Consider the following 17,846-nt stretch of genomic DNA (forward strand, 5'->3'; position numbering starts at 1 on the left):
AACGTCTCGGCCATATTGCGCTATAAGCACAGCATCCAAAATCATGTTTGCACATGGATTGCATAAAATAACTTCAGGGTGAATTTTGCTGTAATAATCAACCGCATACTCTTCTTCGCAATATTGGCAAATCACAAATTCATTTTTCATGTTGTAGCTCCTATAAAATTAGCTTTGATTACAACATGAAAGGTATTCGGGGTATATTTACTCATACCTCACCACCCTGGTCTTTCACCTGTATAAAGCGGCCAAACATAAGGATTTTGTCAGCACGATGCAGACTGGTGATAACCAAACTGGCATCGCCATAGCTCATACGGTGATGCTGATGTAATGCCTCAATGAGCTCATCTCGCGTTACTGCAGCATTGGCCTCATCACGATTGATTTTTCGTAAATTGGCTTTTCGAACATCTAACAAATTATTTAATGTTCTCAATGCTGGTTCATACCAAGACTGGATTGCTTGGATCTGTTTGTAATCTGGAAGTCTAGATGAACTATTCATGAGACCTCCTTTTGTGCTGCAAAGGCCTTGCTTAAATGAATCTGCTCATCATTGGAAATATTTTCACATCTGGGTGAGATGTGATTTTCAATGTGGCGATCATCCCCAAAGCCCAGTACTTCAAAAAGATCATCGATAGAAGTGGTATGGCGCTTTTTTTCCAGCACTTCAAAAACCGTTGCGTGTCGAATCAAATGGTTAAGAGCAAAGCTGTTATTCCCATTGAGCAGGACGCCGTTTTTTTGCACTTGATAGACGATCATTAAGTGATCGGGTTTGGTTGCATCTATAAAAACAACTGTGTCGCCCACTACAAAATCACTATTGTTTGCTTGCTTTGGCTTTGATATATTTGTCATGTTCTAAGATTTCCTTGATTAATGAACACTGCTGAAAGCTCGAATTGCAACTTCGGGCTTTTTGCTTATCTGGAATACGGAAATAATTGTTTTGAGTACATTCATGTATTCGCTTGAATACTTTGTATTCTTTGATTTCTTTAGCAATTCGATTGATGATTGGCCTAAATCGATTTGAAGTTTTAAATCAATGGCCTCTCTCATCCATTTCGCTCGATTACCATCAGCCAGATCATCTACTAGCTGCTTTATTTCGATAGGTACGCGTGTCGTCAAAGGTTCTAAAAGTTTTGGTTTTATGTTCTGCATTGCTGCAACTCCACAGTCGGGGTTTGGAATTCCTTTAGGGATGGGCATAAATCCACTGCTTTGAATTTCCCATCTGTAGCCTTTTCAGCACGGATCGCTACAAGTTCAGACATGTTTTTATTTTGTCGTACCCATCCGGATACTGATGGTTGGGAGACTTTTAGGGCATTGGCTGTATTTTCTTGCCCTCCAAAGTGATCAACCAAAGATTGATAGATGTTTTTCTGTAACTCACTCATGGTTATATCCTGTGTAAAGATATAGCCATATTATAACTATAGTTATTATCAGTCAATAACTATAGTTATTTGATTACTTATAACCAAGGTTATATATTGATGTAAAAAGGCGATGCGCGGTTTATGACTACACTCAAAGAGAGATTAAAAGAATCTCGAAAGAAAGCTGGAAAGACACAAGCTGAAGTAGCTGAGGCAGTAAAAATGTCTCAACCTGCTTATCAAGCACTCGAGTCGGGCAAAAATCAAAAATCTTCTTTTCTACCTGCTATTGCTAAGTTCTTAGGCGTTGACGCATATTGGCTTCAAACTGGAAATGGGGAAGATCAGAGAAAACCCCAGCACATGAACTTTGTTCCTCCTATTGATTTGACTCCCAATGAAAGCCCGCGGCAAACACCCGTTTTATCCTGGGTGCAGGCTGGCGACTTTAGCTATGTGCTGTCTAGTGACCTGTCAAGCGCCATCGACTGGATACCTTATGATTCAAGAGCGGGGGCAAATGGCTTTGCACTAATTGTAAAAGGTGCGTCTATGGAGCCTGATTTTAAGGCTGATGAATTTATCTACATTAACCCTACTTATCAAATAGACGAACTAAATACTGGTGCTTTAGTGGTAATGGCTTGCAATGGGGATAGTGAGGCTACTTTTAAAAAGCTTATTTCTGAAGATGGGGATTATTACTTACAGCCATTAAATCCAAATTGGCGACCACAGCTTATGCTGCTTGACCACACATGTCGGCTAGTTGGAAAGGTGGTTGGTAAATACACGAGATATTAAAGGGAGTCTTAATCATGATCGCAACACTCAATAAATCCAAAACCACCCTATCTATTAACAAGCAAGAATTTAAGGCGGCATTAGGAAAAATAGGTGATGGTATTGATAAACAGATAGCTTCACTTAAAAAAGCCAAGCAAAGTTATGACGCTGCTGAAATGGCACGCGAAGTTATTAACGAAGCAAATATCTTTGAGGCAATAATTGAAGGATTTAACGAAGCGGAAGAGACCAATCTAAAGCTGGCTGATATAAGTAATTTGGAGCAGGCTGAGAGTTGGATTGATGAGTTTTTAGAAAAGTATTCAAAGGTTTAAATAGCTCGTTATTGGCGTGATGAATAGTAAAGTCTTGAACCTAAAACTATTTATTTGCGCCGAGAAAACAACATCCCACTACCGCACAAAAAACCATATATAAAAGTTAGTATCGAATTACAGAGAATAGAATGAGTGAAGTAGAAGCTAACGATTACATCAAGCACATACCTTATATCATCCCCTTCATCACTCTTCTTATCGGAGCTTGGATTGGTAACAGGAATGCTATCAACAAGGATCGTCGAGCCGAGTTTCTGACTATCTCGGCTCCTATACATGATACTCTGATCGCTCAATTGCATGCCGAGGGCGATAGGATTTTCAGCAATCCTGTCAGCAAAGCTGATTTGTTGAGATTGCGAAGCCGCTACTTCCACAGAACTTGGTTTGATCGAATCAAGGGTATTGGCTTTGACAGGGCTGTTAAAGAATACCAAGAGCAATATAAAAAGTCCTACCACATTGACTCTTCTGGCCGAGCTGTTTTTTCTAATCATAATAGTTACCGCCAAACAATTAATGCACTTTTAAAATACACACCCATAAAATAATTTACTGTGAACCCGACACAGCCCTTAGAATGATCGGGTGGAGAAACGTATGAATATGATTCCTGTAAGATCAAGCGCTATTGATGCTATCGGATATGACGTAACCACAAAACAACTTGCTATTAAATTTATAAACAATCCGATTTCTTACACTTTTTACAATGTACCTTTCCAGGTGTTCAATGAGCTTATGGCCGCACCATCTAAGGGTGCTTATTATCACAAGTATATTGAGGGTCGCTACAGAGGTTAATCCCCAGTATACTAGCTATAGCTTCTACCTCATTAATTTGCTTAGTGTGGTCAGTACGCCAATGCATATCATCTTCTTTGGCTGATAAATCATCAGTGGCAATAACATTATTATTTGAGCTCAAGCTCATCTGTATACTGATCAACTTTTCACGAATATTTTTTTGCTCAGATTTTGTTAACATAATAAACCCCTTCCAACCCACCCACTGTGGGTTTTCTTTTGTCTATTAAAACACAATTATAACTAAAGCGATAATTTTATAATTATATTCTTGACTATTAAAATAACTATAGTTATATTTTACTTCACAGACAGCAAAAAGCCCTGAACACTTACCACGGCGAACAGGGCTCTTCACAACATGAGGTTCATTATGGAACAAAATGTTTTAAACCACAATCGCAACTACGCAATGGGCAAGAGCTTGTTAAAAAATTGCACAGTTGCAGCTCTTGGAATTGGTGCTTTGACTGGTGCTTATGCATTGGTTACTAAGCCAGTCGAAATAGCCCCTTCTTATAACTATGCAAATACACAATCAAATTATGGCGTGTTAGCTGTTCAAATCACACCTGACCAGCGCACTGGCCAAGCAGTAATCAACCTTGATGGTTTCCGAGTACATGCAAGCTTTGATTTTGAATTTGTTGCAGATGATAACGGCCAGTTAGGCAGCAATGATGAAGCTGTATATATCTATAATTTTGCCGTAGACCAGGTATTCACCCCTAATGGTGATAACTACGGCGATTTCACAAACGCTGATGATATTCGGAACATGATTTCGATCATCACCGCCCACATCGAAAAAAATAAAATGGTACGGGGTGATCATGATTACTAAATTCACTACCCCTTTTAGCCAGTACCTTTGCAAAGACAAAGATGGTTTTTACAACGTTCGCCTTGGTCCAAAAATCTACTTGGCCAAGCTTTCATTGAACTATACACCAGACTTTGACAATGAGTTCTTTGGCGGTGCCCAGGACCTAAAATTCGATTGGTATTCAATCCGTGTTCGTGATTCACAAGATGGCGAACTTCGCCAGATCACTACAGATGATCTATCTAAGACATGGTTTAAAGGTGCATTAAAAAAGGTAATTAACTATCAAAGAGCTATAGAACGCACGGCACGCAACAGCCAAGGTTCACGTTATAGCGCAAATCAACGCACCTCATACAACAACGCACAATCTAATTAAGGGGATCTGTCATGACTCAACAACAATCACAATCTGCTGAATTAGATGTGTTACGCACCATTCAACAGGATTTAAAGGCACCAAAAAGTAAATATAACAAGTTTGGTAAATTCCATTATCGCAGCCTTGAGGACATCTTAGAGGGAGTAAAACCATTTTTACTTCAACATAATGCAACCCTGGTCCTAACAGATGAAGTTCAAGAAATAGGTTCTGTGGTTGTACTAACAGCTAAAGCCGTTTTTACCGATGCAAATGGCAAGCAAACAGTAGTAACTGCCCATGCAGGTGTGGACATTGATAAAAAAGGAATGGACGTAGCTCAAACCTTTGGTGCTTCAAGCTCATACGCACGTAAATACGCATTAAATGGCCTATTTCTGATTGATGATACCCAAGATGCCGATACGGATGCATACCAACAACAAGCTGGATCACAGGGTCAAAATAACCAGCCAGGTAGAGGCCAAAACCAACAAAGTGCTAATGGCCGGAACAACCAGCGTGGGAATTACCAGCAAAACCAAAACACATCTCAGCAACAGAATCAGCCTGTTCAAAAGTCTCTTGGCCAGCGCTTTCAGGATGCCTTGGTATCAATCAGCAAGGCAAATAATCCTGCAACTTTAGAAAAGGCATTGAGTACGTTTAACGGCACTAATTTTTATGCCGGTATCAGAAAAGCATGCCAGGCGCGTGCCGACCAGCAAGGCTGGGAATTACCAATGCCTTCACAAGTTCAAAATCAACAAACTAATCAGATGCATCACTAGGACACGGCTATGAATAATATTTTAAATGCCCAAGAGGCTTTCGCTGCTCTTCAAAAGGGTAAAACAGTACTGTGCCGTTATGCTGGTGATGGCGTTCTTCATGCAGATAAAGATTTCAACACTCTGGACCAAATGCCTGCGACCGTTTTTGGCCTACCTAATTATGAATTTTGCATTCAATTAGAAATGTTGGAATTAGCTGGTATTAAATTTACAAAGCCACTTACGGTTGATGAATATCAAGAAGGGCAAGATGTATTTGTTATTTGTACTTATGCCCCTTCAATCTATGTCATGAACTTCAAAACCAGTGCGCTTGTTGAATCTATTAATAGTGGTTTTGTTCAACGTGACGCTGAAAATGCTGAGCTTCAATTAAAGGCCATATCAAAAGCATTAGGACGTGAGTTTAATAACGATGTAACTGTTACTCGTCTTGGTAAAGAGCCTAGTAAAATAAAACGCAAAAAAGAGCCGCAAGAAAATATCACAACTGCTGATGCTCAAAAGGAAAAAGTCAAACAAATTGAACACAACAAGGATCTTGTTATTGATGCGATCGCTACTTGTTTGACTGCAGAGGAAGTTGAAACCACTTGTTATGGTTTAGATGGAAACGGTTTTAATGAAGCGCAACTTGAAGCTATCACTGGTGCCAAACTTGCAAAACTGGAACAGTTAGCACAAGAAAAGGTTGCAGCTGAAAGCGAAGATCATGAGCTGTTTATCCAGGACAAATCGGAACCAGAGTTATCTGTTTTATGTGAGGCATTTATCGGGGAAATAATGGAAGCAACCACCCCCGCTAAACTAAATGTTATTCATGGCCGAATTAATACAAGCACTGGATTGGAAGAATATGAGCATGAAATTCTAGCCAAAGAGCTTGAATTAAAACTTACTTCATTTTCAACACAGCAAGCACCAGTTGATATAAATGTTGTAGCAGCTGCAGCTGTTGCCCAGGCACAAAATATAGATGTTGAAACTGTGCAAAAAAACAATGAGCGCAAGCCAATCGAAGAAGAAGAGGAAAAATACCAAAGCAAACTTATTGAATTAAAGAAACGAGTTGATGAATCTACAACGCCTGATGAGGTTAATACAGTTATTAAATCAACTAATTCTTGGTCAGCAGATCAGCGTCAACCTTTGCTGCAGTACATGCATAAACGCTTAGAAGTACTTCAAAACGAGAAAGCGGATAAACAACCATCTTTAATGGCACAAATCCAAAATGCACCTGATTTAACTGCACTGGATGCACTTGAAATCGATGTGTCTGCTATGGACCCAATAGCACAACCAGAAATGATGCGTTATGTCAGTTCACGCAGAGCAGAGTTAGAACAATCTGCATCAACTTCCATTGATGAGGATCTGCCATGAGATTCAACTACTCAACCAAAACCCGAATACTTTACGTATTCGGGGGAAATATGACGCACATTTTCCAAAATGTGAATGAATCAGAAATAACGGATCTGGTGGCCAACGCCAAATTTAAAGAATCGATTTGGAGAAAGTGATGTCAAATCAAGATCAAGAAAAATTTATTCTTATGCCTGCAGAGTTGAGCTTAGAAACTGCCACTAAACGTGCAGAAGAACAATTGGCCGAGAACTTTGGCATCTTTAAAAACATGAACCGGTATTGTACAGAGCAAGAGCTCACACGCCAAAAAAGTCGGTGGATTGAGAAACGTGCTGGGGAATTACAAGATCAATACCGCGCCCTGGTTAAAGTAGTTGGGAGAACATCATGCTAAATATTAAAGTTGAGCAAGCATACTTTATGGATCATGTTAAAGCTTTAGGTGTGTTGAAAATTGAATGGGATCAGAAAGGCAGTATCCATTCTATCCAGCGTGACACAAACTGCATTTTTAGATTCGATCAAATTGTAGTTCTTTGGGATACCTGGCTAAAAGCTAAAAATACAGGGATTGTTCTTTGTGAGAATGATATTGAATGTGCAATTGAGGTCGAAGGTACGGCGGTTAAAAGAATCCTATCGCATATTGAAATGACCATCATTCAAAAAGCATTAATTTATAGCAAAGGTAATCAGCGTTTAGCTGCAGATCAGATCGGCATGAGTCGCACCAAACTCGGATACAGAGTTAGAGGCATTAGATCCAATACAAGCGTGAGGGCTGCAGCATGAATGAATTAACTGCAAAAGCAGCTGATGCAATTATTGCAATCTGCAATGACCTAGTGATTGATAATATCGAAGGTGAAAAAGCTGTTCCAGAATGGCGGTACCAAACTATAGAAAAAATTGAATCTTGGGCGAAAGCTATACGCGATGCAAATAGAAAAGAAAATGTGGAGAGCAAATAAATGGCTAGTTTTCAAGGTATGACAATTGAAGAAGCTTTGAAGTCTGAACCGGTATTAAAGACTGCAGATCTAGAGCAAATTCTTAAACGCTCATCACGTACATTATGTCGCTGGCAAGATGAGGAAGAATTTGAGAACCCTATGCCTAAGCCATTCTCAGCATGCCGTAATTCAGGCAACAATTATGACTCAGGCAAAATCCTTACATGGTTTCAATCGTTGCCACTCCGCAAAAAGAAAAAACGCTAGTTCGCTAGCGTTTCATCTATCCAAATATTTTCTAACCGTTCTACCCACTTCGTATAAGCTTCATATTGCTCATCTAAATAATCATGCTTATCGTATGTTCCCCAAATTTTAGGCAATGCATGCCCTAGCATGATCTCACATACGTGCGGCTGTGCAATCGTAGACATGTTTGTTCTCATGGTACGTCTCAAGTCATGCACTGACCAGTGTTGAATCTCAATCCCTTTATGCCGCTTTAACCATTGAAAAATGTTATATGGCATTGTCAGGTGTGATGATTCACCAAGTGGCTGATCTGATCCATCTGCAGTGAATAGATAAACTGATTCAGGTGATAACTTCATAACTTGCATCAAATATGGCTTGATGTTTTCGGTAATTGGCCTGATTAAAGGTTTTTTAGTTTTTTTGCCAGTTTTATGGTTTGCTGCTGGTACTGACCAAATATTCTTTTCAAAATCAAAATCTGATTTCTTGGCTAATTTTAACTCTCCTACTCGGCATCCATATACCAATAGCATCGTTAAAAATAGCTTATTCTTTTTGGCCATTCTTGTATTTTTCAACGCATCAAATGAGATATGAATTTCATAATCACTTAATGCCCTCTCTTTTACGTTCTTCTCGATTCTAAGGTCATGTTTTGCTGAGACGTTGGCAAGGTGGTTCGTAGTAACTATACCCCGCTTACCGCCCCATTTTAAGCACTGGTTAGCATTCAAAAGTAAACGTGCTGCAATTGATGGGCTATGACGCACGACATCCTCTAATAATGAAATCCATTGATAAGCTGTAATGTCATCACTATTTTGGCTTCCAAATTTCGGCAGAACATAAATTTCGAATGAACGCTTAATATCATGATGACTAGCTTTGTTAGGAAAACAGAATTTTTCATACCATTCAGAAAATAGTTTTTCAAATGTATAGGCATTCTGAATGCTTGAAAGCTCTTTTAATCTTACTTGTTTAGGGTCATGGCCTTTTTCCAATAGAGCACGTAAACGATCCGACTCTAAACGGGCCTCTTTTAAAGTGATGTTTGGATATGAGCCAAGATCAAGTCGGTGTTGTTTCCCGTTATAGCGGTATCGTAATTGAAATATAACTTTGCCCTTGGGTGTGATTCTCACCCCCATGGCATCACGATCTGAAAATTCTTCTAGCTTATCTCTATCCCTTCCGAGCTGCGCTTTTAACCAAGATTCTGTAAGAGCCATAAATACCAACACTAAACTGAAGGAACAGTGAAAAACCCTCAAATATGTACTCATTTGTGTACATAATTTGCTTTGCTTATAGGTTCGCTTAGTGTCTGATTATGTCCGATAGTGACCGTGAAAAAAAGCCCAACATGTGGGCTTTACTTGATTTCTTGACTTATTGTGTCCGATAGCGACTTTTAGCTACTCCACTTCAATCATAAATATGAGCAATGATCGAGAAATTGCGTATATTTTTGATATCTACGGATTTTTTAGCTTGCGCCATGGGTTACCTTAACAAAATAGAACGCTCTATACTTTCAAAAAGTAGTGAGCCAAATGGTTTAATAAAATTGCCCGCGATTATAACAGAAGGTCGGTATGAAGACGAAAGAAATTTATGCCTAGACGTTTTATGCGGTATAGCATTAGGCCCAAATAACTCAATATCAAAATAACGACAATCGAAATTGCAAGAATGTTCGCCCCATTTCGACCACAGGTTGAATTTGATGAAATTCTAATTTCTGTAATAGTCGTTGTGATTTAAGGTTTTGCTGCATGACTTGTGCATCTACATGGCGAATTTTTCGATCAAACAACAATTCAGTTCGAATCAAATTTAACATCGCTGTAATTGCCTCAAGCATATAACCATTTCCCCAGTAATTCGGATGTAAGTCATAACCAATAATCGCACGATGATCACCACCCTCCTCAATAATGCGATTAACACCACAACCGCCAATCATTTCACCAGTCTTAAAACGTATCGCATAACGAAAGCCCGATGCTGAACAATAACGATGATGCATTCGATGAATCAGTGCTTCCGCCTGTTCAATCCCAGAAAAAGCATCTAAATCATAAAATTCGAGTACTTGAGCATTTGAAAACATATCGAGAACAAATGCAGTATCATCTAAATGTAGGCTATTTAAAATCAAACGTTCTGTTGCTAATGTCTTCAATGGTTGCATCAAATACGCTCTCATCTGCTCGAAACTTAATGCTTTCTATTCAAAATAGTTCACACTAAAATCCATAGGATCTAAGTCTGCAGCAATCGGTTGATAAGCTTGGGTAAAACTCGGCGACATTCGCTTTGGTCGCCCTGAATCAATTTCAATACACGCCCATTTAGTATTACCAACAAATAAAACACTCTGATCTTTAGGTCGATAGAAGGCGTACTGACGGAACGAGTAAAGTGCATTAATATCATCTAGCCATGTCCGCAAGATGACTTCCTCACCTTCCAGTGCTGCCTTACGGTATTGAACATGATGTTCAACCGCGACCATAGCGTGTTTCAGTTCTAAATATTGTGCCAAACCTAAACCCAATGTTTCGATGTGTGCTGAAGCAACATCTTGCATCCACTGGATGTACATCACATTGTTCACATGACCCAATACATCGATATGCTTGGGCTGGACTTGTATTTTTAAATCAAAAATCGTACTCATAATATTGTATATTTCATCAAACAATGTGCCACTAGCTACACTAGTCTAAACACGAAAGTATTTCAAAATAAAAACCACCCTAATCTAGAGTGGTTTTAGCAACATAGCCTTCATGCCAGCATTAAGGTAAACGTAATCCAAGGATTGCACGTTGACCTTGGCGAATAATCGTTACACGCGCAACACTATTTTTTGGTAAGGCAGAAACAGTTTTTGCAAACTGTTGGCTGTTGGTAATCGCTGTACCATTCACCTGCACTATCACATCACCCCCAACCAGATTTGATAAGGACGCAGTACCACCACGCTTCACATCTTGAATCAAGATACCACCACGCACATCTAAACGCGCTTGCTCAGCTGCAGTTAGATCACGGATACTCATGCCTAAACCACTGGTTGGGTTATTTTTCTCAGCATCAGCAGCAGTGTCATCTGGTGCAGTACCCAATGTTGCAGAAATTGTACGTGTTTTATCATCACGTAGAATTTCCAGTTGAACAGTTTGGTTCGGCGCAATACGATTTAGTGAATAAAGCAAATCGCTGGTACGCGAAATTGGCGCACCATTGGCTTTTAAAATCACATCACCAGATTTTAGACCTGCTTTTTCAGCTGGGGACTTTGGTGCAACCTGAGTAATCAATGAGCCTTCTGGTTTCGGCAGTTTATAGGCTTCTGCCAAGTTACGATCAATATCCTGCATCATAATACCAAGATAAGAACGGGTGACTTTACCAGTGGTTTTCAATTGTTGTACGACATCCATCGCCACATCAATTGGGATCGAGAATGATAAGCCCATATACCCCCCCGTACCACTAAAGATACGTGAGTTGACACCCACCACTTCACCACGCTGGTTAAACAATGGACCACCTGAGTTACCTGGGTTTAAAGCCGCATCAGTTTGAATAAATGGAACCGAAGTTTCCCCACTCATATTTCTTGATTTTGCACTGACGATCCCTGCCGAAGCGGAATAATCAAAACCAAATGGTGAACCAATGGCGAGTACAGGCTCGCCTACTCGGAGTTGATCTACATTACCAATTCTTAATTCTGGAAAATTATTGCCACTCACTTTAAGCAATGCAATATCTGTACGCTCATCACTTCCTACAAGTGTCGCATCCAATTCACGACGATCATTTAAGGTAATACTGATACGTGAAGCATCTGCAATTACATGACGGTTCGTGAGTAAGTAGCCATCTTTCCCGATAAAGAAGGCACTACCATATGCCGTTTTTTCTTGAGGTCCCTGCTGTTGAGGGATAATCACTTGGTTACCAAAAAAACGACGTAGAATTTCAGGGACTTGTTGCTGTAATAACTCTTCCTGAGTCATTTTCTTAACAACATTGACACTCACGACCGCAGGACTGACCTGCTCAACGAGATTTGAAAAATCTACTGGCGATGCAGCATTGACTTGAGATGCTGCTATCGTAAATACCGCAGCATACATTCCTTGTTGTAAATAGCGACTTTTCATGAAGCAAGAACCTACATACTGATAATTAAAATGAAATTTAGGTCTATATTTCTAGCACACACCCATCATTCTTTTCGTAAAAATATGTTTATATTTTCAATGCATACAACGATCTAGAATGATGAAATGTGAATAAACTATGGAGAAACACGCCATACTTTACCCGATAGAAATGGTTTTATCCTGAACAGCTTAACGATAGATTAAAACAATGTACTGAAACCTAATCATTTTCTCATTCATACAGATGAGGCAAAAAATAATCGGCAAATAAGTCGCATTCGCTAAAAATTCACTCAATTCTAGGCAGATTAGCCCTTGCCTTTTTGATAAAAAAGCGGTGTCATTAGCGAACGTTTAAAACTGAAGCAGATTGACATGCCTGATTTAAAAACAATTCACCATTTTGATGTGATTATTGTGGGCAGTGGCGGTGCAGGTTTAAGTCTTGCACTCTCTTTACCAAGTCATTACAACATTGCAATTTTAGCCAAGGCAGCGCTGACAGAAGCCAGTACCTTCTATGCGCAAGGCGGTGTTGCTGCAGTCTTAGACGAAACAGATTCTATTCAACAACATATTAATGACACTATGATTGCAGGCGGTCATCTTTGTGAATTAGATGCCGTCAAACACACCGTCGAAGGTGGTAAACCTTCGGTTGATTTCCTGCTCAAGCAAGGTGTGCAATTTACGCTAGATGATGACGAGCAGTTGCACCTTACCCGTGAAGGTGGACATTCACAACGCCGTATCATTCACTCTGCCGATGCAACAGGCAAAGCCATTTCAACCACCTTGGTTGAACGTGCGAAAGAACGACGAAATATTACAATTTTTGAAAATTATATTGCGATTGATCTGATTACCCTACACAAGCTTGGGCATCAAAACCAAGCCAATCGTTCAATCGGTCTATATGCTTTAGATGAAGCTAATGAACAGGTTCATACTTTCCTCGCGCCATTCACCGCACTTGCCTGTGGTGGTGCAATGAAAGCTTATCTCTATACCTCGAACCCTGATATTGCGACCGGTGATGGTATTGCTATGGCCTATCGGGCAGGTTGCCGTGTGGCCAATATGGAATTTAACCAATTCCATCCGACCTGTTTATACCATCCAAAAGCGCGTTCGTTCTTGATCACCGAAGCGATGCGTGGTGAAGGTGCTTATTTGCGTTTACCAGACGGCGAACGTTTTATGCTACGTTTTGATGAACGTGCTGAACTTGCTCCACGTGACATTGTGGCACGTACCATCGACCATGAAATCAAGCGTTTAGGTATTCGTCATGTTTGGTTAGACATCACGCATAAATCACCTGAGTTTATTACCGAACACTTCCCGACACTATATGCACGTTTGCTTGAACTCGGTATTGATATCACCAAAGATATGATTCCTGTGGTTCCAGCTGCACATTACACCTGTGGCGGTGTGGTGGTGGATGAACATAGCCAAACCGATTTAGATGGTTTATATGCCATTGGTGAAACCTCATATACTGGTTTGCATGGTGCTAACCGTATGGCAAGTAACTCACTACTTGAATGTTTTGTTTATGGCATGAGTGCAGCAGAAGATATCGAACAGAAATTTGATGCAGACTTTAAATTGCCCGAAGTTCCTTCTTGGGATGAAACGCAAGTGACTGATGCAGATGAAGATGTGGTAATCCTGCAAAACTGGGATGAGCTACGTTCTACTATGTGGAACTATGTGGGTATTGTGCGTACCACCAAACGTTTGCAACGCGCCTTACACCGTATTGAAATGTTGAAACGTGAAATCACTGAGTATTATCAGGATTATCGTGTCAGCAAAAACTTGATTGAATTGCGTAATCTAGTTTTAGTTTCTGAAATGATTGTACGTTGCGCAATGGAACGTAAGGAATCACGCGGTTTGCATTACACGCTAGATTATCCTGAACTCTCAAATGAGATTCGTAAGACAGTACTCACGCCACCAAATTTTAAAGTAGAACAGCCGTTGGTGAATGAATAACACTCAATTTATTCACCTATTATTTTTTAATTGGCACTGCCTCATATAATCAGAATAATTAGATGCTGTTTGTATAGGCAATACATTACTTTGAAGGATCAAAGTAATCAAAATCCCTTGTTAGACAGAGGGTACATCCTTGTTACCCCTGTCCAACTGGCGGCATCCATGCCGCCAATCTCGATAGTAAATAACAACTTGAATTCAAATACTAAAAAACAGGCTATTTTTCGGACTGGATATTACTTAAGGCCTATTTCAAATATTGCAAAGCATCTTCAAACACAAAATCCGCATTCTCTGTTGCATCCAAACGCTTCATCCGTTCAGGTTCTGCGTGCCATAAGGTCTCATAACCTGCACGAACTTTAGCAAAGAAACTTTATTTCTCGTGCTCAAAACGGTCCAATGCACCATGCTCGCACGCACGAGTCATCCCCAATTCAATCGATGCATCAAACTCTTTTAAATATTAGCTTTTTATTATTTAATTCTAGTTAGTCTCAAGTTCATATCAGACGGTAATAAGATTCGATATTCTGCCTCCGCATTTGGCTTTAATGTCGTCTCTTGCGAAGTCGCAATATTTGGGCATATGCCACCACCAGTTTCTAATCTAAAAATGTAATAATCTGGTTTCAGATAAATAACGCCCTTTTCATTAGGACGAATGGAGAATACTTTAGTATTATTTACATAAATATCATGCGAACAACCACCTCCAGTAAACCCTTTATCTCTTAAAAAGGTTACTTTTGCTTGATCTGGTGATTGTTTTGAAAAGTATTCAGGATTATAAATTCAATCCATTGGAAGATTTTTAGCTGAATCAGTCGTTACAGGTACTGTTGAACAACCAACTAAAGTAAAAACAAAACTAAAAAATAATATATTTCTCATTAATATCGACCCCTTACTATTTGTCGCTGTAAATTAACAAAGAGTCAAATACTTCGCAACATTCATTTAAATTAAAAAATCCTCTTATTAAAATTCCAAGTTAAATATATAAAAAATCCGTGAACTATAATTAGTTTTAAATCTTATTTATAACAGCGCATATTCACTTATTACCTCTCACCTTAGAAAAAAGACAAGAACAATATGACCTAATGCATTGCCACAAAAACTATGTGGCAATGCAAATTTAGAATAAAAATCTTTATTTCAAATATTGCAAAGCCTCTTCAAACACAATATCCGCATTCTGTGTTGCATCCAAACGCTTGATCCGTTCAGGCTCTGCTTGCCATAAAGTCTCATAACCTGCACGAACTTTAGCAAAGAAACTTAATTTCTCTTGCTCAAAACGATCCAAGGCACCACGCTCTCGCGCACGGGTCATGCCCAACTCAATCGGTGCATCTAACCAAAAGGTGATATTTGGCATTTTCGCCACAAAAGTTTGATTTAACAATTGCAGCTTTTCCTGACTTAAACCGCGTCCAGAACATTGATAAGCAAAGCTGGCATCGGTAAAACGATCACTCAGCACAATTTTGCCTGCCTCTAATGCAGGTAAAATCACTTGCTGTAAATGCTGTGCCCGTGCTGCATAAATCAATAACAGCTCGGTATCATGACTCATTTGCTCTTCATGATTCACCGCCAACAACAGTGAGCGAATCTGCTCAGCCAATGGTGTTCCACCCGGTTCACGGGTCAACACCACTTCTTTACCTTGCTGTTCAAAGTACTGATGAATTTTACGAATCAGCGTAGTCTTACCAACACCTTCCGTACCTTCAAAACTAATAAACATTATTCGCCCTGCTTTTTCTTTGAACGTAGTACAGTTAAATAATCTTGCACTGCACGATTATGGTCTTCTAAAGACGCGGTAAATTTATGCCCACCATTGCCCGTGGCAACAAAATAGATATTTTTGGCATCATCTGGATGCATCGCTGCTTCAATTGCTTTTTTACTTGGTAAAGCAATTGGCGTTGGTGGTAAACCGTTAATGGTATAGGTGTTATACGCCGTTGGCGTACGCAAGTCATTACGGGTGATATTGCCTTTATAATTCTCCCCCATACCATAAATCACGGTTGGATCAGTTTGTAAGCGCATCCCCATTTTCAAACGACGGACGAAGACACCTGAAACCTGTTCTAACTCACTATCTAAACTGGTTTCTTTTTCAATAATCGAAGCCATGATCAAGGCTTCATACTTATCTTTGTAAGGTAAATTCGGTGCTTTCTTGGCCCAAGCCTCATCCAAAGATTTCATTTGACGGCGATACAAATCAGTTAAGATTTTTTTATCCGTTTCGCCTTTGGCAAAGAAATACGTATCAGGTGCAAACAAACCTTCTGGATGTGTAAAAGGAATATCTAATTGTTTTAACAATTCAGTTTGAGGAAGATCAAGCAATGTATTGGTGACATTCGAATCTTTTCGCAAACTCTGAATCAACTGTGAAAAGGTCGTCCCTTCAATCACCAGAATACGGTTCATCTGCGCATTATCTGCATCAGACAACATATCCATCACCTGACGAATACTCATGCCTTCTGTGATTTCATAGACACCCGCTTTCATGGTGTCATGAATCATAAACTTCTGATACAACTTTAAAACTATTGGAAAATTCACTTTATTTTCTTTGGCTAAACGGTCAATAAATCTTGAATAGGTATCACCAGAAGAAATCACTAAAAGCTGTTTTTTACTGTCTACAGGGTAGTTTTTAAATAAACTCGACCATACAATGCCAAAGATCACCAAAACAAAAATAACAATGGCGATCAAAAAGGCTTTAAAAAAAGAAAATCTGGATTTCGGTTTCGCTTTGGGCTTTTTCTTACTTTTGCTGGAACTAGGCGGCTTTGGCATATTAATCAATCTGGCTAAGTTTTAAAGTTTCAAATAAATCAAGATAGGGTTGCTGCGCTAAGGCCTGATCATTAAATCGAACAACCGCTTTCATTGGATGTAACGCATTGCAAAAAAATAAACTTTGGATATGGCCAATCTCATTCATATCGATACAGCGCTGCTCACATTCAATCTGATATTGCTGCATTCTCGACAAGATTTTGGCTCTCATCACACCGTGGACGCCATTATAACGAAGTTCAGGCGTAATCCATCGATCATTTATACGAATAAAACAATTACTGCTCACCCCTTCAACAATATAGCCTTGTACATCACTAACGAGGGCTTCTAACCAACCACGCTGATCAGCTTCTTGTTTTAGTAAAACTTGTTCTAATCTGTTCAACGTTTTTAAACCCACTAAATGAGGCATATTCAAACCCAAAGCATGATTTAACATGCCACTTTCAATCCACTCAGGCTGAAAAACCTGTGTCACTCTTGGGTAATACCATACATAAACATCAGCCGCATGTAATGGCAGACTATAGCCACGATCACCTTCACCACGGCTAATCACGACTTTTAAAGTGCCATTCAGATTTGGATGTTGCTGTTGTAAGTGCACAAAAGACTTTTCAACAAAGGATAAATCTGCATCAAGACTGAGGCTATTACACGCCAATTTTAAACGTGCAAAGTGTAGTTCTTTTAGCTCAAAATTTCCGTGAAAAATACGTGCGGTGGTAAAGCAACCATCTCCATAGTGAAAAGCTCGGTCTAATAAAGGAATGGAGTCAATCAATTGTCCATTTTTATAACACTGCATGATTTAAGTACCTATCCACTCTATATAAGACCTACCATAAAAACAAATAAGCCATTGATTTTAAATAAGTATAACAACTTAAACTGAGAATTAAAAATTTCTTATT

The 17,846-nt window shown here is 39.4% G+C and carries 25 protein-coding genes and 3 pseudogenes; 14 read left to right on the forward strand and 14 right to left on the reverse strand.

Annotation, left to right across the window (positions count from 1 at the left end):
* Window positions 1-211 precede the first annotated feature (211 nt).
* Genes A7P55_RS20125 through A7P55_RS20140 form a run of 4 tightly spaced genes read right to left on the reverse strand, consistent with a single transcriptional unit; the run spans window position 212 to window position 1,418 of the window.
* On the reverse strand, window positions 212-511 hold the full coding sequence (locus A7P55_RS20125; protein ID WP_171553519.1) for a hypothetical protein: 300 nt from the start codon (window positions 509-511) through the stop codon (window positions 212-214).
* Window positions 508-870 carry a hypothetical protein gene (locus A7P55_RS20130; RefSeq protein ID WP_171553520.1) on the reverse strand — a complete coding sequence of 121 codons (363 nt, stop codon included), beginning with the start codon at window positions 868-870 and terminating at the stop codon, window positions 508-510. The genes A7P55_RS20125 and A7P55_RS20130 overlap by 4 nt, the downstream gene beginning before the upstream one ends.
* Window positions 871-888: 18 nt before the next feature.
* A complete protein-coding gene (locus tag A7P55_RS20135; protein ID WP_171553521.1) occupies window positions 889-1,179 on the reverse strand; it encodes a hypothetical protein in 291 nt (96 codons plus the stop codon).
* Window positions 1,167-1,418 carry a Cro/CI family transcriptional regulator gene (locus A7P55_RS20140; protein ID WP_171553522.1) on the reverse strand — a complete coding sequence of 84 codons (252 nt, stop codon included), beginning with the start codon at window positions 1,416-1,418 and terminating at the stop codon, window positions 1,167-1,169. Before A7P55_RS20140 ends, A7P55_RS20135 begins: the two co-directional genes overlap by 13 nt.
* A 123-nt stretch (window positions 1,419-1,541) precedes the next feature.
* On the opposite strand from A7P55_RS20140, the pseudogene A7P55_RS22755 reads away from it, so the two are divergent.
* From A7P55_RS22755 to A7P55_RS22910, 5 genes and pseudogenes are all read left to right on the forward strand, one after another.
* Window positions 1,542-1,745 (forward strand): annotated as a pseudogene (locus A7P55_RS22755) (helix-turn-helix transcriptional regulator); the annotation flags it as partial.
* A gap of 18 nt (window positions 1,746-1,763) precedes the next feature.
* Window positions 1,764-2,204: a S24 family peptidase gene (locus tag A7P55_RS20145; RefSeq protein WP_252727924.1), complete on the forward strand. Its 441-nt coding sequence runs from the start codon at window positions 1,764-1,766 to the stop codon at window positions 2,202-2,204.
* A 14-nt stretch (window positions 2,205-2,218) separates the two neighbouring features.
* Window positions 2,219-2,521, forward strand: a complete 303-nt coding sequence (locus tag A7P55_RS20150; protein WP_171553524.1) for a hypothetical protein — start codon at window positions 2,219-2,221, stop codon at window positions 2,519-2,521.
* 131 nt (window positions 2,522-2,652) lie between these two features.
* Window positions 2,653-3,075: a hypothetical protein gene (locus A7P55_RS20155; protein WP_171553525.1), complete on the forward strand. Its 423-nt coding sequence runs from the start codon at window positions 2,653-2,655 to the stop codon at window positions 3,073-3,075.
* A gap of 55 nt (window positions 3,076-3,130) precedes the next feature.
* Complete coding sequence (locus tag A7P55_RS22910; protein ID WP_354667329.1) at window positions 3,131-3,328, forward strand: KTSC domain-containing protein; 198 nt, start codon at window positions 3,131-3,133, stop codon at window positions 3,326-3,328.
* Here the strand turns inward: A7P55_RS22910 and A7P55_RS20165 are convergent.
* Window positions 3,279-3,512, reverse strand: coding sequence for a hypothetical protein (locus A7P55_RS20165; protein WP_171553518.1), 234 nt, complete (start codon window positions 3,510-3,512; stop codon window positions 3,279-3,281). The two genes, A7P55_RS22910 and A7P55_RS20165, sit on opposite strands and share 50 nt — an antisense overlap.
* Before the next feature lie 192 nt (window positions 3,513-3,704).
* Here A7P55_RS20165 and A7P55_RS20170 point away from each other — a divergent pair, with 192 nt between their 5' ends.
* The 8 genes from A7P55_RS20170 to A7P55_RS20205 all read left to right on the forward strand — a co-directional run bounded on the left by A7P55_RS20170 (window position 3,705) and on the right by A7P55_RS20205 (window position 7,903).
* Complete coding sequence (locus A7P55_RS20170) at window positions 3,705-4,175, forward strand: hypothetical protein (RefSeq protein WP_004805770.1); 471 nt, start codon at window positions 3,705-3,707, stop codon at window positions 4,173-4,175.
* Window positions 4,165-4,536, forward strand: a complete 372-nt coding sequence (locus A7P55_RS20175; RefSeq protein WP_004805768.1) for a hypothetical protein — start codon at window positions 4,165-4,167, stop codon at window positions 4,534-4,536. The genes A7P55_RS20170 and A7P55_RS20175 overlap by 11 nt, the downstream gene beginning before the upstream one ends.
* Before the next feature lie 11 nt (window positions 4,537-4,547).
* Entirely contained in the window at window positions 4,548-5,309 is a 762-nt protein-coding gene (locus tag A7P55_RS20180) for an ERF family protein (RefSeq protein ID WP_004805766.1), read from the forward strand.
* Window positions 5,310-5,318: 9 nt separating this feature from the next.
* Window positions 5,319-6,698: a hypothetical protein gene (locus A7P55_RS20185; protein WP_004805763.1), complete on the forward strand. Its 1,380-nt coding sequence runs from the start codon at window positions 5,319-5,321 to the stop codon at window positions 6,696-6,698.
* A gap of 139 nt (window positions 6,699-6,837) precedes the next feature.
* A complete protein-coding gene (locus A7P55_RS20190) occupies window positions 6,838-7,077 on the forward strand; it encodes a hypothetical protein (protein ID WP_004805761.1) in 240 nt (79 codons plus the stop codon).
* A complete protein-coding gene (locus A7P55_RS20195) occupies window positions 7,071-7,475 on the forward strand; it encodes a helix-turn-helix domain-containing protein (RefSeq protein ID WP_004805759.1) in 405 nt (134 codons plus the stop codon). The genes A7P55_RS20190 and A7P55_RS20195 overlap by 7 nt, the downstream gene beginning before the upstream one ends.
* The gene (locus tag A7P55_RS20200; RefSeq protein WP_004805757.1) at window positions 7,472-7,654 is read left to right on the forward strand and encodes a hypothetical protein; all 183 of its coding nucleotides are present in this window, start codon (window positions 7,472-7,474) and stop codon (window positions 7,652-7,654) included. Before A7P55_RS20195 ends, A7P55_RS20200 begins: the two co-directional genes overlap by 4 nt.
* Window positions 7,655-7,903, forward strand: a complete 249-nt coding sequence (locus A7P55_RS20205; RefSeq protein WP_004805755.1) for a hypothetical protein — start codon at window positions 7,655-7,657, stop codon at window positions 7,901-7,903.
* Here A7P55_RS20205 and A7P55_RS20210 read toward each other — a convergent pair.
* The 4 genes from A7P55_RS20210 to A7P55_RS20225 all read right to left on the reverse strand — a co-directional run bounded on the left by A7P55_RS20210 (window position 7,900) and on the right by A7P55_RS20225 (window position 12,075).
* Window positions 7,900-9,123, reverse strand: coding sequence for a site-specific integrase (locus A7P55_RS20210; RefSeq protein ID WP_171553527.1), 1,224 nt, complete (start codon window positions 9,121-9,123; stop codon window positions 7,900-7,902). The genes A7P55_RS20205 and A7P55_RS20210 overlap by 4 nt on opposite strands.
* Window positions 9,124-9,557: 434 nt before the next feature.
* The gene (locus A7P55_RS20215; RefSeq protein ID WP_171553528.1) at window positions 9,558-10,088 is read right to left on the reverse strand and encodes a GNAT family N-acetyltransferase; all 531 of its coding nucleotides are present in this window, start codon (window positions 10,086-10,088) and stop codon (window positions 9,558-9,560) included.
* 36 nt (window positions 10,089-10,124) lie between these two features.
* Window positions 10,125-10,577, reverse strand: coding sequence for a thioesterase family protein (locus A7P55_RS20220; protein ID WP_171553529.1), 453 nt, complete (start codon window positions 10,575-10,577; stop codon window positions 10,125-10,127).
* A 121-nt stretch (window positions 10,578-10,698) separates the two neighbouring features.
* Window positions 10,699-12,075 (reverse strand): Do family serine endopeptidase, encoded by a 1,377-nt coding sequence (locus tag A7P55_RS20225; RefSeq protein ID WP_171553530.1) that lies wholly within the window; start codon window positions 12,073-12,075, stop codon window positions 10,699-10,701.
* 372 nt (window positions 12,076-12,447) lie between these two features.
* On the opposite strand from A7P55_RS20225, the gene nadB reads away from it, so the two are divergent.
* Window positions 12,448-14,085: an L-aspartate oxidase gene (gene nadB, locus A7P55_RS20230; protein WP_171553883.1), complete on the forward strand. Its 1,638-nt coding sequence runs from the start codon at window positions 12,448-12,450 to the stop codon at window positions 14,083-14,085.
* A 253-nt stretch (window positions 14,086-14,338) separates the two neighbouring features.
* Here nadB and A7P55_RS20235 read toward each other — a convergent pair.
* From A7P55_RS20235 to pabC, 5 genes and pseudogenes are all read right to left on the reverse strand, one after another.
* A pseudogene (locus A7P55_RS20235) lies at window positions 14,339-14,545 on the reverse strand (dTMP kinase); the annotation flags it as partial.
* Window positions 14,546-14,568: 23 nt separating this feature from the next.
* Window positions 14,569-14,985, reverse strand: a pseudogene (locus tag A7P55_RS22915) (hypothetical protein).
* 262 nt (window positions 14,986-15,247) lie between these two features.
* Complete coding sequence (gene tmk / locus A7P55_RS20240; RefSeq protein ID WP_171553531.1) at window positions 15,248-15,847, reverse strand: dTMP kinase; 600 nt, start codon at window positions 15,845-15,847, stop codon at window positions 15,248-15,250.
* Complete coding sequence (gene mltG / locus A7P55_RS20245; protein ID WP_171553532.1) at window positions 15,847-16,926, reverse strand: endolytic transglycosylase MltG; 1,080 nt, start codon at window positions 16,924-16,926, stop codon at window positions 15,847-15,849. Before mltG ends, tmk begins: the two co-directional genes overlap by 1 nt.
* A 1-nt stretch (window position 16,927) precedes the next feature.
* Window positions 16,928-17,740 (reverse strand): aminodeoxychorismate lyase, encoded by an 813-nt coding sequence (gene pabC / locus A7P55_RS20250; RefSeq protein WP_171553533.1) that lies wholly within the window; start codon window positions 17,738-17,740, stop codon window positions 16,928-16,930.
* Window positions 17,741-17,846 lie beyond the last annotated feature (106 nt).

Origin of the sequence: Acinetobacter sp. Ac_5812, from assembly GCF_013072695.1 — a bacterium.
In the GTDB taxonomy this organism is placed as follows: Bacteria; Pseudomonadota; Gammaproteobacteria; order Pseudomonadales; family Moraxellaceae; genus Acinetobacter.

What these genes read in the sequence shown, in the direction of transcription:
- A7P55_RS20125 (WP_171553519.1), bottom strand. Translation starts at nt 511, where the DNA reads ATGAATAGTTCATCTAGACTTCCAGATTACAAACAGATCCAAGCAATC.
- A7P55_RS20130 (WP_171553520.1), bottom strand. Translation starts at nt 870, where the DNA reads ATGACAAATATATCAAAGCCAAAGCAAGCAAACAATAGTGATTTTGTA.
- A7P55_RS20135 (WP_171553521.1), bottom strand. Translation starts at nt 1,179, where the DNA reads ATGCAGAACATAAAACCAAAACTTTTAGAACCTTTGACGACACGCGTA.
- A7P55_RS20140 (WP_171553522.1), bottom strand. Translation starts at nt 1,418, where the DNA reads ATGAGTGAGTTACAGAAAAACATCTATCAATCTTTGGTTGATCACTTT.
- A7P55_RS20145 (WP_252727924.1), top strand. Translation starts at nt 1,764, where the DNA reads ATGAACTTTGTTCCTCCTATTGATTTGACTCCCAATGAAAGCCCGCGG.
- A7P55_RS20150 (WP_171553524.1), top strand. Translation starts at nt 2,219, where the DNA reads ATGATCGCAACACTCAATAAATCCAAAACCACCCTATCTATTAACAAG.
- A7P55_RS20155 (WP_171553525.1), top strand. Translation starts at nt 2,653, where the DNA reads ATGAGTGAAGTAGAAGCTAACGATTACATCAAGCACATACCTTATATC.
- A7P55_RS22910 (WP_354667329.1), top strand. Translation starts at nt 3,131, where the DNA reads ATGATTCCTGTAAGATCAAGCGCTATTGATGCTATCGGATATGACGTA.
- A7P55_RS20165 (WP_171553518.1), bottom strand. Translation starts at nt 3,512, where the DNA reads ATGTTAACAAAATCTGAGCAAAAAAATATTCGTGAAAAGTTGATCAGT.
- A7P55_RS20170 (WP_004805770.1), top strand. Translation starts at nt 3,705, where the DNA reads ATGGAACAAAATGTTTTAAACCACAATCGCAACTACGCAATGGGCAAG.
- A7P55_RS20175 (WP_004805768.1), top strand. Translation starts at nt 4,165, where the DNA reads ATGATTACTAAATTCACTACCCCTTTTAGCCAGTACCTTTGCAAAGAC.
- A7P55_RS20180 (WP_004805766.1), top strand. Translation starts at nt 4,548, where the DNA reads ATGACTCAACAACAATCACAATCTGCTGAATTAGATGTGTTACGCACC.
- A7P55_RS20185 (WP_004805763.1), top strand. Translation starts at nt 5,319, where the DNA reads ATGAATAATATTTTAAATGCCCAAGAGGCTTTCGCTGCTCTTCAAAAG.
- A7P55_RS20190 (WP_004805761.1), top strand. Translation starts at nt 6,838, where the DNA reads ATGTCAAATCAAGATCAAGAAAAATTTATTCTTATGCCTGCAGAGTTG.
- A7P55_RS20195 (WP_004805759.1), top strand. Translation starts at nt 7,071, where the DNA reads ATGCTAAATATTAAAGTTGAGCAAGCATACTTTATGGATCATGTTAAA.
- A7P55_RS20200 (WP_004805757.1), top strand. Translation starts at nt 7,472, where the DNA reads ATGAATGAATTAACTGCAAAAGCAGCTGATGCAATTATTGCAATCTGC.
- A7P55_RS20205 (WP_004805755.1), top strand. Translation starts at nt 7,655, where the DNA reads ATGGCTAGTTTTCAAGGTATGACAATTGAAGAAGCTTTGAAGTCTGAA.
- A7P55_RS20210 (WP_171553527.1), bottom strand. Translation starts at nt 9,123, where the DNA reads ATGGCTCTTACAGAATCTTGGTTAAAAGCGCAGCTCGGAAGGGATAGA.
- A7P55_RS20215 (WP_171553528.1), bottom strand. Translation starts at nt 10,088, where the DNA reads ATGCAACCATTGAAGACATTAGCAACAGAACGTTTGATTTTAAATAGC.
- A7P55_RS20220 (WP_171553529.1), bottom strand. Translation starts at nt 10,577, where the DNA reads ATGAGTACGATTTTTGATTTAAAAATACAAGTCCAGCCCAAGCATATC.
- A7P55_RS20225 (WP_171553530.1), bottom strand. Translation starts at nt 12,075, where the DNA reads ATGAAAAGTCGCTATTTACAACAAGGAATGTATGCTGCGGTATTTACG.
- tmk (WP_171553531.1), bottom strand. Translation starts at nt 15,847, where the DNA reads ATGTTTATTAGTTTTGAAGGTACGGAAGGTGTTGGTAAGACTACGCTG.
- mltG (WP_171553532.1), bottom strand. Translation starts at nt 16,926, where the DNA reads ATGCCAAAGCCGCCTAGTTCCAGCAAAAGTAAGAAAAAGCCCAAAGCG.
- pabC (WP_171553533.1), bottom strand. Translation starts at nt 17,740, where the DNA reads ATGCAGTGTTATAAAAATGGACAATTGATTGACTCCATTCCTTTATTA.